The 14028-nt window shown below is 56.9% G+C and carries 9 protein-coding genes, 2 pseudogenes and 1 other annotated feature; of the genes and pseudogenes, 5 read left to right on the top strand and 6 right to left on the bottom strand.

Annotation, left to right across the window (positions count from 1 at the left end):
• Positions 1–355: 355 nt before the first annotated feature.
• From METUNV2_RS20330 to METUNV2_RS0105230, 5 genes and pseudogenes are all read right to left on the bottom strand, one after another.
• Positions 356–769: pseudogene (locus METUNV2_RS20330) on the bottom strand (MFS transporter); the annotation flags it as partial.
• A 93-nt stretch (positions 770–862) separates the two neighbouring features.
• On the bottom strand, positions 863–1408 hold the full coding sequence (locus METUNV2_RS19980; protein WP_008063246.1) for an MFS transporter: 546 nt from the start codon (positions 1406–1408) through the stop codon (positions 863–865).
• Positions 1358–1466: a sequence feature (AL1L pseudoknot), on the bottom strand. It overlaps the preceding gene by 51 nt.
• Positions 1365–1744, bottom strand: a pseudogene (locus METUNV2_RS0105245) (transposase); the annotation flags it as partial. Its footprint overlaps the feature before it by 102 nt. The pseudogene METUNV2_RS0105245 and the gene METUNV2_RS19980, both read right to left, overlap by 44 nt.
• A gap of 66 nt (positions 1745–1810) precedes the next feature.
• On the bottom strand, positions 1811–4279 hold the full coding sequence (locus tag METUNV2_RS0105240) for a heavy metal translocating P-type ATPase (RefSeq protein WP_026187892.1): 2469 nt from the start codon (positions 4277–4279) through the stop codon (positions 1811–1813).
• A 359-nt stretch (positions 4280–4638) separates the two neighbouring features.
• On the bottom strand, positions 4639–5592 hold the full coding sequence (locus METUNV2_RS0105230; protein ID WP_018228442.1) for a glycosyltransferase family 39 protein: 954 nt from the start codon (positions 5590–5592) through the stop codon (positions 4639–4641).
• A gap of 103 nt (positions 5593–5695) precedes the next feature.
• Here METUNV2_RS0105230 and METUNV2_RS0105225 point away from each other — a divergent pair, with 103 nt between their 5' ends.
• Complete coding sequence (locus tag METUNV2_RS0105225; protein ID WP_026187891.1) at positions 5696–6694, top strand: glycosyltransferase family 2 protein; 999 nt, start codon at positions 5696–5698, stop codon at positions 6692–6694.
• Entirely contained in the window at positions 6691–7671 is a 981-nt protein-coding gene (locus METUNV2_RS0105220) for a lysylphosphatidylglycerol synthase transmembrane domain-containing protein (protein ID WP_008063252.1), read from the top strand. The genes METUNV2_RS0105225 and METUNV2_RS0105220 overlap by 4 nt, the downstream gene beginning before the upstream one ends.
• On the opposite strand, the gene METUNV2_RS20085 is transcribed toward METUNV2_RS0105220, so the two are convergent.
• Positions 7668–7943, bottom strand: a complete 276-nt coding sequence (locus METUNV2_RS20085; RefSeq protein ID WP_018228439.1) for a hypothetical protein — start codon at positions 7941–7943, stop codon at positions 7668–7670. The genes METUNV2_RS0105220 and METUNV2_RS20085 overlap by 4 nt on opposite strands.
• 306 nt (positions 7944–8249) lie before the next feature.
• Here METUNV2_RS20085 and METUNV2_RS18910 point away from each other — a divergent pair, with 306 nt between their 5' ends.
• From METUNV2_RS18910 to METUNV2_RS0105200, 3 genes are read left to right on the top strand one after another with little or no spacing between them, the layout of a single operon-like run.
• On the top strand, positions 8250–9575 hold the full coding sequence (locus tag METUNV2_RS18910; RefSeq protein WP_036271170.1) for a TolC family protein: 1326 nt from the start codon (positions 8250–8252) through the stop codon (positions 9573–9575).
• Between the two features lie 2 nt (positions 9576–9577).
• Entirely contained in the window at positions 9578–10864 is a 1287-nt protein-coding gene (locus METUNV2_RS0105205; RefSeq protein ID WP_008063255.1) for an efflux RND transporter periplasmic adaptor subunit, read from the top strand.
• Between the two features lie 10 nt (positions 10865–10874).
• Complete coding sequence (locus tag METUNV2_RS0105200; RefSeq protein ID WP_018228437.1) at positions 10875–14021, top strand: efflux RND transporter permease subunit; 3147 nt, start codon at positions 10875–10877, stop codon at positions 14019–14021.
• Positions 14022–14028: the final 7 nt, after the last annotated feature.

The following is a 14028-nucleotide window of genomic DNA, read 5'->3' as shown; positions in this document are numbered from 1 at the left end:
AATCCGCCATCCGACCCTCATTTACGACCCACCAATCAAAACCATCTACGATCACAACGGAAACTTGAAAACCCCCACAAGAAAATTTCATCCAAAACCTCAACCTCATTCTTTCTGACAGTCCTTTTTGCCTCTTGACTGACTGTTCTGCACGGCCTCCTCGATTATTTTCCGTTTCTTGCGTTCGCTGCGCATTTGCGTAACATCTAGAAATATATACAGAACAAGCATGAGTGCACCACCGCCTCCGAGAATCCAGAAGAAGTAATCGTGCAGCAAGGATAGCAGTGCCAAATCACCCTTCATATCAGTCAACGGTCTTTGCAAGGAGGAATTGGTTCATTGGCTTAGCGACTCAGTTACCGCTTGTCGGCCATCTCAGATGCAATTCATCGATGGCATAGGCGTGCTTGTGTCGGCCTGCACCGTGGGGCTCACCTGTCTCGAGATGAGCAAGACTGGCATCGTCGTCACCATGGGAATGCACCAATTCCTCCGCGTCATTGGCAGACCATAGCGCCCATGCGCTCAACGTACCCAGAAGTGCGACGACCGCCAGTACTCCAAATGCCGCCGGCAGCCCCGCCGCTATCCCGATTTGTCCTGCCAATGGATAGGTCAGCAACCAGCACAGGTGCGAGAGTGAAAACTGAGCTGCAAACACTGCAGATCGATCATCCGCAGTGGCGAAGCGACGTAGCAGGCAGCCACTTGGCGTTTGCGTCATTGAATAGCCAACGCCAATTACAAACAGCGTCAGGAGAAAGAACGGCCACTCTGTGGCTTGCCCAAAAGGCCTACAGCAGCCCCCACCGCCAGGCCCACTGTCATGATGGTCGCCCCCAGAAGCATGGGGCGACGATCAGACATGCGGTCCAGAGATATCGGGAGCCAGCAACGCCACAACCATCGATCCAAACCCAAAGCACGCTAGGGCCAGCGGAACATCGCCGCTCTCACGCCCGAGCCTCGTCTGCACGTAGACCACCGTGTTGACGATCACCATTGAACTCGCAGCGGCAGCGGCTAGATTCAACCGTGGGGTACGCAGATAGATTGACATGCCACGGAACGTTTTCTCATAAACGGTTCCGGTGCGCTCCTTGGCCTCCGACAGGGGCAGCACGACGGATAGAACGAGCAACGCAGAGATCAGGAATCCCAGCGACGTGAATGCAAACAACCAGTGGAAGCTGATCACTGTCAGGAGCGCTGCAGCAATCATTGGACTGAGCAGGCTTTCCATGTCATAGGCCATGCGAGAGAGGGACAGTGCGCGGGTATAGTCCTTTTCGTTTGGCAGAACATCCGGGATGGTTGCCTGGAACGCTGGTGTAAAGGCGGCAGAGCAGCACTGCAGGACAAAGCTGACACATCGGCTCGACCCCGTGGCTGTCGCAGTACTCATCGACCAGCCCGTAAATCACTTCAAACGGCAGTCGAGCTCCGCCTGGGCGAAAAACGCGCTGGCAAGCTTCAGGATCTCGTTGGCGCGGCGCAGCTCCTTGACCTCGCGCTCCAGATCCTTGATGCGCTGCGCATCCGGCGTCTTCACGCCAGGACGTGCCCCCGCGTCGACTTCCGCCTGCTTGACCCAATCGAGCAGTGCCTGCGGCACGCATCTGATCTTCGGTGCGATCGATTCGATCGTTGCCCACAGCGACGGGTACTCCCCGCGGTGCTCCTGCACCAGTCGCACAGCTCGCTCGCTAACCTCAGGTGAGAACTTCGATGACTTCTTGATGGCTCCATCTTCTCAAGACTTGGAGCCTCCACAAAACCCGGGGCGGTTCACATCACTGGAATAAGCTCACCGTTCTCTGTAACCCAGCAAACGAAGCGCATTAAACACCACGAGCAGCGTTGAACCTTCGTGGATGGCGACTGCTGGGCCGATGCCGAGACCAAATATGGTCGCCGGAACAAGGAATGCCACCACTCCGAGACTGACGAAAACGTTTTGCCGAATAACGGCTCGTGTACGCCAACTCAGCGCCACCGCAAATGGTAAGCGGCGAAGGTCATCAGTCATCAATGCAACGTCCGCTGTTTCCAGAGCGACATCAGATCCGGCAGCGCCCATCGCGATTCCAACAGTTGCATTCGCCATAGCTGGAGCATCATTCACTCCATCACCGACCATGGCAACCTTGGCCCGCTCCTTGAGCTCTTTGATCGCTTTGACTTTGTCATCAGGCATGAGACCTCCCCATGCCTCATCCAACCCAACCTCTTTAGCCACCGCTGTTGCAACGACTGGGTGATCACCGGAGATCATGATCATGCGACTAACGCCCAGCTCCCGCAGTTGCTGCAGAACCTCCCGGACACGAGGACGGGGTGTGTCCATCATGCCGATGACCCCGAGATCACGGTTACCTAAGCGTACAGCCATGGTTGTATGACCTGCGTCGCTTAGCCGTGCTATGGCCGACGCCGTAAATTCCCCAAGATCTGGAATGCCGTCGGCACCGAACATTCCCTCTTTACCAACCCATGCCTGGCTACCATTCACCTTTGCAACGACGCCGCGGCCAGTCAGACTTCGAAGATCTGTCGCCGTTGGTATTGATTGCCCTTCCAGACGTTGGCGTCCGTCGCGAGCCAGAGCGAGCGCTAACGGATGATCACTCAAGCTCTCCACCGCCACGGCTATTGATAGCAACTCATCCGACGAAACACCCGGAGCCGGAACGACCTCGGTGATGTGGGGTTTGCCTTCAGTCAGTGTTCCGGTCTTATCGAAGGCCATGGCGCGCAAGGAACCAAGCTCTTCCAGCGGGGCACCGCCTTTCACCAGCACGCCTCCTCTCGCCGCACGCGCAACGCCAGATAACACCGCGCTCGGCGTAGCAATCGCCAATGCACACGGGCTGGCCGCAACGAGAACAGCCATCGCCCGGTAGAAGCTATCACTGAACGGCTCATCAATGACAATCCAGGCAAACAGCAGCGCAAGGGCCAAGCCAAGCACGGCGGGAACGAATATGCGCTCGAACCGATCAGTGAAACGCTGCGTTGGGGATTTGCGGGATTCGGCCTCGCTCACCATCTTCACAATCTTGGCCAAGGCTGAGTTACCCGAGGTTCGTGTGACCTCGATCTCGATCGCACTTGCGCCGTTGATAGTCCCGGCGAATGCGCGTGAAGACGAATCCACCAGATCAGGCTTTGAGCGAGCGTTGGCGACATCTGGGACGGGGTATTTGTCGACAGGAATGCTTTCGCCGGTAACAGGCGCCTGGTTGATACTGGACATCCCCTGTACGAGGAATCCGTCTGCCGGAAGACGCTCATTGGGTCGAACGATAACAACGTCTCCCACTGCTAGATCCTCGACCGCAATCTCCGTAATCTGGCCACCGCGCCGAACGTTTGCAGTGTCTGGGGCGAGTTCTGCCAAAGCTTCGATCGCGCGCCTTGCTCGACCCATTGCGTAGTGCTCAAGGGCATGTCCGAGGCTGAACAGAAATAGCAGCAGCGCTCCTTCGGCTAGTGCGCCGAGTGGAATGGCACCGGCAGCCGCCACGAGCATCAGGGTGTCGATCTCGAATCGCTTGCGCCGAAGATTGTCTGCGGCTTCACGCAGGGTGAAGAAGCCACCAAAGAAATAAGCAACGAGGTAGAGGGCAGACGGCAGCCACGGTGGCGCATCAGCGGTCAGCTTCTCAATTCCGAACCCGATGGCAAGAAGAGCTCCGCAGGTTAGGGCGAAGATCAGCTCGGTGTTGTCCCCTAGGAACTCACCATGCTTGTGAGAATGATCATCGGGTTCAACATTGGTATCTGTCTTGACCGACGGTACTGAAGCACCCCTGACGGGATTGCCGTCTTGTCGGAGAGATACTTTCAGGGAAATTAGGGATTCCCATATCTCTGTCTCATTTGTGCGAGTGCGGTCATATTCCATTTTGATGGAACCTGCGGCGCTCACATCCACTTCCAGCACACCTGGGATTCTGCTTAGTTCATCTTCTATAGACCTAGCTCGCCGCGTATGAGTGATGCCATTCACTTGCCACACGACATGTCCATAACGCTCAGTGCATGCGGCTCCCGCCCTCAGAATCAGAGCGCGGACTCGTGCGAGTTCAATCACATCGGGGTCGTAATGGATGCAGAGTTCGGCGGCGGCAGTACCGCCTTTCGCCACTATGTGGATCCGCTCAACGCCAGGTTGGCCTTGGGCCTCTTTAATCAGACGCTCAACGCATGCATCCGCTTCATCTTGCACATCCGGCAGCACGATGGCGATATCGAGGCTCAGCTTCTCAGTCATCGTCTGAATTCCTTTTGGGATGCCGTGGAAGTATGCTCAATCTGCGAGCACGTAGCGATATTCAACAGACGAGTGACCTGGCTTAGCATGAACATAGCTAAGCCGCAGGCTCGCACCCATAGCTCTGCCTGCTCGTTCGAACAGAGCAAGTCCTCCATCCCGTTGACCTAACAGTAGATGCGGCCTCTGATGTTCAGCAGGCAGTGGGCTGCCTGGCTTCCAGATGATGACCCTCACGCCGGGATAACGTATGCGAAGGACTCCTCCCAGAACTGCGTCATCAGTGATGGTCGGCGTTTCGCCCCGATAACCACTTTTTAGCAAGGTGTCGGTCAGAGCAACTATTGGCTCATAACTCATCAGGTCGATCCCGCCATCCATTCAGGAGATGGTCTGAACGCTGCCACGGCCAGATATAGCGCGGCAAGCACACTCAGAACGACTTTGAGCCACCGGAGGCGCGCATGGCCGACGAGCTTCTTCCGACAACAGAAGAAGGCGAACGGAACTGCGAACAACAATGGCTGCAGCCAGCGTCCCTTGAAGTGCATGACCCCAAAAAAAAGAACAAGGGCCAGTAGCAATGCGGTCAGTGCCCGGAAGTACTGTTGCCAGAATGAACAGATCTGTCGGTCATAGTGGTCTCCCTCATGCCTTTTCCACACTGACCAACCAAGGAGCAACATATAAATAAGGCAAAGCACACCAATAGTTGCCCCAGTGGCGCTGACGAGGCTGCTTATACCTCGAACGATGCCGTACCCGCCTAGGGGCGTCTGACCAAGCTTTTCCATTGTTCGAGTACTCGCCAGATCCCAATGGTCAAGCAGCCACAGTCCGTGCGGTATGAGTAAGAGGTACAGCCTGGGCGTCGGCCTTTCGATCAGACGAATCAGAACGTACAACGTCGCAGCAGCAACTGCTGCCGCAAGTACCGAGTGTGTGAGGTCTCGTTGAGATTCCCATCCGATCTGAGGGATCAGAAGCAATGAGGCGGCAGCTAAGACAGCCAGCGAAGGCGGTAACCAGCGACGTGCGGCTAACCACACGAATCCATAGGTGCTTGCGAGTAAAGTATTCTTCAGCAGCGACAGTGAGAAGATCGACACACCGAACAGCTTGAACACAAGCCACTGGACCCATGTGTACAGCGGAGGCTGAGTGCCAGATCCGAGCGCCAGATCCTGCGTCCATAGCGCCTGCTCTGCTTCATGGAGTTCGAGGCCAGGGGACGCAAAAACGCGAGCGCAGACCTGCGCCCCAAAGTAGACGACGAGAAGAGCGAACGGGCCCTTGATGGCTGAGGTGATCATGCGACCGATTCTCGCAGCGCGCCCTTTTCGCGCCGTTAACGCCTGTTTAAATTGCTCTCGTTAAGAATAAGAGGATCTTCTTCTGCGGTACCGGGGATCCCTCATGCCTCCTGTTACAGAGCGTACTAGCTCGCTCGAACTTCCTTGCCAGGACGGCTGCGTCAACGTTTCCATCGTCGTGCCTATCTTCAACGAGGAGGGAAACGTCGGAGAATTTGTGGAGTGCGTGTTTGCTGCACTCACTCCGACTTCACGTGCTTTCGAACTGATTGTTGTCGATGATGGATCCCGCGATGCCAGCGGCGAGATGCTGCTGCGACTTGCCGCGGAGCGGCCATGGCTTCGTCCTGTACGCCTTGTACGGAACTACGGTCAGTCGAGTGCGCTACAAGCCGGTTTTGACCGCGTGCGCGGTCGCTATGTGGTGACGTTGGACGGAGACATGCAGAACGATCCGTTCGACATCCCCGCCATGCTGGACCGTCTGGACTCCGATGCAGGGATAGATGTGATCTCCGGATGGCGGGAGCACAGACAGGACAAAGCTCTTTCCCGCCGTCTTCCCTCATATATCGCCAATGCACTGATCTCACGGGTCACTGGCGTCCAGCTTAATGACTACGGCTGTGCGTTGAAGGCTTATCGCAGGGAGGTCATCGACCGTATACGGCTTTACGGTGAGCTGCATCGCTTCATCCCGTCGCTCGCACGAGACGTAGGGGCGCGAATCGCTGAGATGCCTGTCCGACATCATGCACGCACACATGGGGTATCGAAGTACGGCATTGATCGGACCTTTCGAGTAGTTCTTGATCTCATGCTCATCGTGTTCTTCATGCGCTACCGTCAGCGCCCACTACATGCTTTTGGTGGTTTGGGTCTATGGCTCGCGGCTCTTGGCGTTGCCATTCTGTCTTGGCTAGGCCTTCTCAAACTCTTAGGGGAGCACATTGCTGGACGCCCCTTACTGACGGTAGGGGTCCTGCTGCTATTGGTGGGCGTCCAACTCGTGGTTGCAGGCTTGGTGGGCGAGCTGTTGAGCCGGATCTACCATGAGGGCCGCGGCGGTGCTCAGTACCATGTTCGAGATACACGCAATTGAAGAAAGCGCGGATTCAACGTTCGCGTTTGGCAATCGGCGGTGTCCTCCTGTTTGGCATAGTTTGGTTTGCCGATCCGCGAGAGGTATTCGCGGTGCTTGCCGGTGCCAACTGGATTTGGCTGACTGCTGGTCTCATTCTGTCTGTGCTGTCCAACGTTATCTCCGCCCTGCGCTGGCGTGAGTTGGCCGCATGGCTTGGTCACCCGATCACTTCGACGACCGCACTACAGATTTACTTCCGCGCGATGGCACTGAATGCGCTGCTACCCGGAGGGGTTGTGGGTGGGGATGTCTATCGTGCGCTGGTTCTTCGTCAGCAAGGCATGCACCCAATGGGGGCAACATTATCTGTGTTGCTCGATCGCGTATGGGGCTTCTGGTTGGTGATCGCAATCAGCATTATGGGGAGTGCTTTCACATGGACGCTGATCGCTGGCCAAGTATCTTGGACGGATCAATTTCCCGAGCCTTCTAAACCGCTGTTTGTCGTCATCGGCATTCTCTGGACCCTCTTGCCCCTTTTGTTCCTGCGTCGGCTTGCTCCTGCGTGGCGACGCTTCCACGAAGAGGTGATCTCTTTGGAGACTTGCCATATGCGGATCCGCCGGCAGTACGTTTTGCAAAGCGTCGCTGCACTGTGTGTGCAGTGGCTCTCCATCGGCGCGCTAGCACTTGGGGCTAAGGCAATCCATCTTGAACTCTCTACTGCTGTCTGGGCCACCGTGTCGTTTCCCATATTCTTGATGGCAGCGATTCCTGTTAGCTGGGGTGGATGGGGAGCCCGCGAAGCTGCTGCTGCGGGTGCGTTATCCGTCTTTGGCGTTTCAGCCGCTCAAGGCGTGGGGGCAGGACTGATTTACGGCATCTATGCCTTGGTTCAAGCAGCAGCAGGGGCAGCCTTATTCGGATGGCCCTCCATGCAGCAACAGACTGAACTGGCACGCAAATTGAATCAACACCGACACACTCGTGACTAAATGTGGCGACGTGCAAACGATGAGCCCATCTGTGGTATAAAAAAAAGATGCAACAGGTTCGTTCCTTCTTTGCCGCTTTTCTTGTCGGAATCTTGATGGTCACGCTGCTCAGTCCTCACTTTGGCTGGGAAGTGGTCGCGAGTGAGTCCGAGCTTGGTCACGTCCTTGGCGACCAGCACAAGACTATGGCAGCAGATTGGGATACGAAATACTCGTCGATCGGTGGTGAAGAACCCCACGCCACTGATCATCATCATGGATGTGCGGGGCATCAGTTCTCCCATACTCCTGCCCAAGCCAGCGCATCTCATGCTTGGCATCCCGCCCCAACTAGCCAAGCTGCGCTCCCCAGCGCAGCGATCAGCTTTCAATCCTTCATTCCGCCCGGCCTCTATCGGCCACCTTTGCTCGCGGCTGCCTGAGGTTCTGATCCTCACGATCAAGACCTGAGTCGCTTCGGTAACGGCCAGCCATGGTCGTGTCCGTGCGCTCGTCAGCTGTTCGTCAGACGTCTCCTGGTCGCCGACATAGCACCTGGAGTTCGTCCAGATCTCGTTCGAGCAAGTTGGAGTGAATTCATGTTCAGCAAACTGCTGCCGCTGGCGGTGGGTTGTGTATGGGCCGTTGTCGTCCATGCTCAACCCACTACCCCGGCGCCGACCTCTGGGCAACCTTTTAGCCCGCGCTATGCCATTTCTCCTGACAACCTGCCAGCAGCGTCGACTGGCGCAGGATTTGTCGAGCCAGTAACACCCCTCTCGCTTTCACAAGCGATCGAGTACGTCCTCACAAACAACGCATCGCTGACGGTTTTGGCGCGCGAAGTGCGGGCACGTGATGGAGATCGCCTCCAGAGCAGCTTGCGCCCCAATCCTGAGTTGGGAATGCGAGTTGAGGATCTGCGAGACCGCAATCGAACGACCACCTTGGAACTGAGCCAGCTCATCGAGCGTGGTGGAAAACGCGAAGCACGAATTTCTGTGGCTGAGCTCGGACAGAGCATTGCCACGCAGGAATTTCTTGCTCGCGAGCGCGCCCTACGGGCCGAGATTGAAGCTGCGTTTCGCGGAGTCCTTGCTGCACAGGAAAGCCAGCGTTTAGCTCAGGGCTCACTCGACCTTGCAGAGAGGGTTAGCGATATCGCCGGCCGGCGAGTTCGTGCAGGAAAGGTGTCTCCCGTAGAAGAGACTCGGGCTCAGTTAGCACAGGCGGCAGTACGCGCGGAGCTTAGCGCGGCAAACGGTGCTCTAGCGGTTGCCAGATCTCGACTGTCTGCACTATGGGGCAATGCGATGCCGAGGTTCGAGTACGCAACTGGATCTCTGAATGATGAGTCCGGCTTGCGCCCGCTGCCAGACATGTTGTCAGGGCTTGATGGCTCTCCTTTGATGGAACGTGCTCGAACTGAGATCAGCCGCCGTCGGGCGGTCGTGGATCTGGAGCGTAGTCGTGGAGTACAGGATGTCAGATTGAGTGTGGGGGCTGCTCGAAACAACGAATTGGGCCTCACCCAGGTCCTGTTCGGTTTCTCCATTCCCTTGGCAATCAATGACCGCAACCAGGGCGCACAACTCGAAGCACTGCGTCGTGCTGATCAGGCTCAGGACGAATTGATGGCGCTGCGAGCTCAGCTTTCGGAAGGCCTGGTGCGTGCCTACGAGCGAGCCTCTACGGCCAAAGGTCTTGTCCGCACTCTGGAGCTGGACATTCTGCCGGGCGCCCAAAGTGCCTACGGCGCAGCAACCATCGGCTTTGAGCTCGGAAAGTTCACGCTTCTCGAAGTACTCGACGCCCAGCGCACCCTCTTTCAGGCTCGCTCCCAGTATGTGCGCGCCCTTACCGAAATGAATGAAGCCATCGCGACTATGCGCAGCATAGTGGGCGATCGAAAGGATGGCGAGTAACCATGATCCTCCAACCGATTACCAACTGGATCCAGCAACGGCCGCTCTTGAGTGTCCTAATCGCAGTGCTGGTCACTGCCGCGGCTGCGGCCTCTTACTCCTGGATGGAGGTCAGTCACGGCCATTCTTCTGGCAAGACCGAGGAGAGTCACGATGGTCACGACCACGCGGCTCCTAGCGAGTCAAAGGAAGACGGCAAGGACCATGACCACAGCAAGGACGAACCCAAGAGACCGAAGTCGAAGGAAGGAGTTCCAGACGCCATACCGATGAACCAAACCCAGATTGCACAGGCCGGGTTGGCGGTTGAAAAGGCCGCTCCCGGGCAGTTGAAAACCCTCCTGGAGCTGCCGGGAGAGATACGCTTCAATGCGGACCGAATGGCACACGTCGTCCCACGTGTTGCAGGGGTCGTTGAGGAGGTAAGCGCCGATCTGGGTGCCTCCATGGCCCAGGGGCAGGTCATGGCAGTGATTGCTAGCACCCAGCTTGCAGAACAGCGCAGCGAGTTGCTCTCGGCAAAGAAGCGCCTCGATCTGGCCCGCACTACCTATGAACGAGAAAAGTCGCTCTGGGAGCAAAAGGTGTCTCCAGAGCTGGACTATCTGCAAGCACGGCAAGCCATGAACGAAGCGGAGATCATGGTGGCGAATGCCCGGGAGAAACTCGCAGCACTTGGTGCGAATACGGGTTCCGGTGAAGACAAGCTCAACCAGTTTGCCTTGCGGGCGCCATTTGCTGGAACAGTAGTCGAAAAGCACCTTACCCGCGGAGAGGCGGTGCGAGAAGACACTCAAGCGTTCATTGTGGCCGACCTCACTACAGTGTGGGCGGAGATCAGCGTTCCGGCGCAGGAATTAATGCGGGTGCGAAGCGGCACTGAGGTGACCGTCCGATCAACTGCGTCAGGCGTTTCTGCAAAGGGGATTGTTACCTACGTTGGAGCGTTGCTCGGGGAGCAGACCCGTACCGCGCCCGCGCGCGTGGTGCTTCGGAATCCTGATCTGGCGTGGAGGCCGGGTCTCTTCGTAACGGTTTCCATCGGCCTGGATACCACCGAAGCTGCCGTGACGGTGCTCTCAGCGGCCATCCAGAACATCGAAGGCAAGGACAGCATCTTCGTGAGCACCCCGTCGGGCTTCGTAGTGCGTCCCGTGAAGCTCGGACGTCGCGATGGTGATCACGTCGAAGTCCTTGAGGGGGTTACCGCGGGTGAAGAGTACGTCGCTCGCAACAGCTTCGTCTTGAAGGCAGAACTCGGCAAAGACAGCGCCGAGCACGCTCATTGAGGAGACGAAGATGTTCGAAAAACTCATTCGTGTGAGTATCGAGCAGCGCCTGCTGGTGTTGCTTGCGGTACTCGGTATGGCTTTATTCGGTATTTACAGCTATCAGCGTCTTGCCATAGATGCAGTTCCTGACATCACCAACGTTCAGGTGCAGATCAATACGCAGGCTGCCGGCTATTCACCCTTGGAAACCGAGCAGCGCGTCACCTATCCAATCGAGACCGTCATGGCAGGCCTGCCAGGCCTCTCCCAGACTCGCTCTTTGTCGCGGTATGGACTTTCCCAGGTCACCGTCATTTTTGATGACGACACGGACGTCTACTTTGCTCGCCAGCTCGTAAACGAGCGCTTGCAGGAAGCTCGCAGCAAGTTGCCCGCGGGCGTGGCGCCGCAAATGGGGCCGATCTCCACAGGCCTGGGTGAGATCTTTCTGTGGACAGTAGAGGCAGCTGAAGGCGCATTGAAGCCTGATGGGACTCCATGGACTCCGATGGACCTTCGGGAGGTACAGGACTGGATTATCAAGCCGCAGTTGCGCACCGTTCGTGGCGTCACAGAGATAAACACGATTGGTGGCTTCGCGCGTGAGTATCTGGTAGCTCCCAATCCAGATCGGATGCGTGCCTTTGGCATCACTCTTGGTCAACTCGTGGCTGCGCTGGAAACCAATAACACGAACGTTGGTGCGGGATACATCGAACGTAATGGCGAGCAGTATCTGGTCAGAGCGCCTGGTCAAGTCAGCTCGCTGTCGGAGGTCTCGGACATCGTTGTGACGACGGTAAATGGAGTTCCCGTCCGCATTCAGGACATCGCGGAGGTGAAATTTGGCCGTGAGCTGCGCACTGGGGCTGCTACAGACAATGGTCGTGAAGTCGTCTTGGGCACCGTGTTCATGCTCATCGGCGAGAACAGCCGCTCCGTTGCGCAGGCGGTTGCCCAAAGAATGGAAGAAATCAATCGAAGCCTGCCTGTAGGGGTCAAGGCGGTGACGGTTTACGACCGTACTACCCTGGTGGACAAGGCAATTGCCACCGTAAAGAAGAATCTTCTTGAGGGTGCAGTCCTAGTCATCGTTATCTTGTTCCTTTTCCTCGGAAACATCCGCGCAGCACTCATCACGGCGCTCGTGATCCCACTTTCCATGCTTTTTACGTTTTCCGGCATGGTTCAGCAGAAAGTAAGCGCGAATCTGATGAGCCTCGGTGCGCTCGACTTCGGGATCATTGTTGATGGCGCGGTTGTGATCGTTGAGAACTGCGTTCGCAGGCTCGCCCATCGTCAGAAGGAAGCAGGACGTCTTCTGAATCTGCGAGAGCGGCTGGATGAGGTCTTCGAGGCTGCGCGAGAGGCACGCCGTCCTCTGCTCTTCGGGCAACTGATCATCATGGTGGTGTACCTGCCGTTGTTCGCCCTCTCCGGGGTTGAAGGCAAGATGTTTCATCCGATGGCATTCACAGTGGTGATCGCTCTTCTGGGCGCCATGATCCTGTCGGTAACCTTCGTTCCTGCAGCACTTGCCATGTGTATAGGGAGGTCGGTGACGGAAGGAGAAAGCAAGATCATGGAGCGTGCGCGCAGCATCTACATGAGACTGCTGGACCGTACCTTTGCCAATCGGACTGTAGTCCTGGTCTTGGCATCAGCGATGGTGATAGGCGCGGGGGTGCTTGCGTCGCGTTTGGGTAGCGAGTTCGTCCCGAGCCTCAATGAGGGCGACTTTGCCATTCAGGCGCTTCGGATTCCAGGCACCAGTCTCAGTCAGTCAGTCGAGATGCAGCAAAAGCTGGAGATGACGCTCAAGACACGCTTCCCGGAGATTGAACGTGTGTTTGCTCGTACCGGTACAGCGGAAGTGGCGTCGGATCCGATGCCTCCAAACATCTCCGATGCCTACGTGATGCTGAAGCCCGTCAGTGAGTGGCCGACGCCGCGTCGCTCCAGAGATGAGGTAATGACCGCTGTTCGAGAGGCTCTGGAAGAGATGCCTGGCCAGAGCTATGAGTTCTCGCAGCCCATCCAACTTCGATTCAATGAGCTTATCTCCGGTGTGCGCAGCGACGTTGCCGTAAAGATATTTGGTGACGACATGGATGCGCTCAATAGAAATGCCGAGAGCATCATGGCAGTTCTCTCCACCATCAAGGGATCTGCTGAGGCCAAGGTAGAACAAACAAGCGGCCTACCCGTGCTTACCGTGCGGATTGATCGTGCGAAGGCTGCTCGCTACGGCGTCAATGTGGGCAGTATCCAGGACGCTGTCGCCACGGCCATGGGAGGACGCGAAGCCGGTGTCGTTTTCGAAGGAGACCGTCGATTCGACATCGTTGTGCGATTTGCGGACGAAGCACGAACAGATCTGGATGCGTTCGCGCGCATGCCAATCGAACTTCCTGCGGCAACTGGGGGTGGCGGACGCTTTGTTCCCCTGTCTGAGCTCGCAACGCTCGACATGCAACCTGGACCCAACCAGATCAGTCGCGAAAACGGAAAGCGCCGAATCGTAGTGACCACGAACGTACGGAACCGGGATCTGGGCTCTTTCGTCGCTGAAGCCCAACAGCGTCTGGCAACAGAAGTGAAACTGCCTCCTGGCTACTGGATGACGTGGGGTGGGCAGTTCGAAAACCTCCAATCTGCATCGAATCGATTGAAGCTTGTAATCCCTATTGCCTTGGGCCTGGTGTTCCTGCTGCTGTTCATGATGTTCGGCAAGATCCGCGACGGATTGGTGGTCTTTACAGGGATTCCATTTGCGCTCACGGGTGGTGTGCTGGCGCTATGGCTTCGAGACATTCCGTTGTCCATCTCAGCGGCAGTCGGCTTCATTGCGCTCTCGGGGGTGGCCGTGCTCAATGGTCTGGTGATGATCTCCTGCATCCGTGGTCTGCGCGAAGGAGGGATGTCACTCACAGAAGCGATTCGGGAAGGCGCTTTGCAACGGTTGCGGCCAGTGTTAATGACAGCTTTGGTCGCATCCTTGGGCTTTGTACCGATGGCAATCGCCACGGGAACCGGAGCTGAGGTGCAACGCCCTCTGGCCACAGTGGTCATCGGCGGCATCCTGTCTTCAACGGCACTGACCTTACTGGTGCTGCCGTTGCTTTACGGTGGTCGTCGGCGATCAGAGGAGGACTCCAAGACTCTTTCAGTCTAGTTCAACG

Origin of the sequence: Methyloversatilis universalis EHg5, assembly GCF_000378945.1 — a bacterium.
Lineage (GTDB): Bacteria > Pseudomonadota > Gammaproteobacteria > Burkholderiales > Rhodocyclaceae > Methyloversatilis > Methyloversatilis universalis_A.
Note: the sequence above shows the minus strand (reverse complement) of the source record. Positions and strands in the feature narration are given on the sequence as shown.

Coding starts and splice junctions, on each gene's coding strand:
- METUNV2_RS19980 (WP_008063246.1), bottom strand. CDS start 1,408: ATGAGTACTGCGACAGCCACGGGGTCGAGCCGATGTGTCAGCTTTGTC.
- METUNV2_RS0105240 (WP_026187892.1), bottom strand. CDS start 4,279: ATGACTGAGAAGCTGAGCCTCGATATCGCCATCGTGCTGCCGGATGTG.
- METUNV2_RS0105230 (WP_018228442.1), bottom strand. CDS start 5,592: ATGATCACCTCAGCCATCAAGGGCCCGTTCGCTCTTCTCGTCGTCTAC.
- METUNV2_RS0105225 (WP_026187891.1), top strand. CDS start 5,696: ATGCCTCCTGTTACAGAGCGTACTAGCTCGCTCGAACTTCCTTGCCAG.
- METUNV2_RS20085 (WP_018228439.1), bottom strand. CDS start 7,943: ATGCCCCGCACATCCATGATGATGATCAGTGGCGTGGGGTTCTTCACC.
- METUNV2_RS18910 (WP_036271170.1), top strand. CDS start 8,250: ATGTTCAGCAAACTGCTGCCGCTGGCGGTGGGTTGTGTATGGGCCGTT.
- METUNV2_RS0105205 (WP_008063255.1), top strand. CDS start 9,578: ATGATCCTCCAACCGATTACCAACTGGATCCAGCAACGGCCGCTCTTG.
- METUNV2_RS0105200 (WP_018228437.1), top strand. CDS start 10,875: ATGTTCGAAAAACTCATTCGTGTGAGTATCGAGCAGCGCCTGCTGGTG.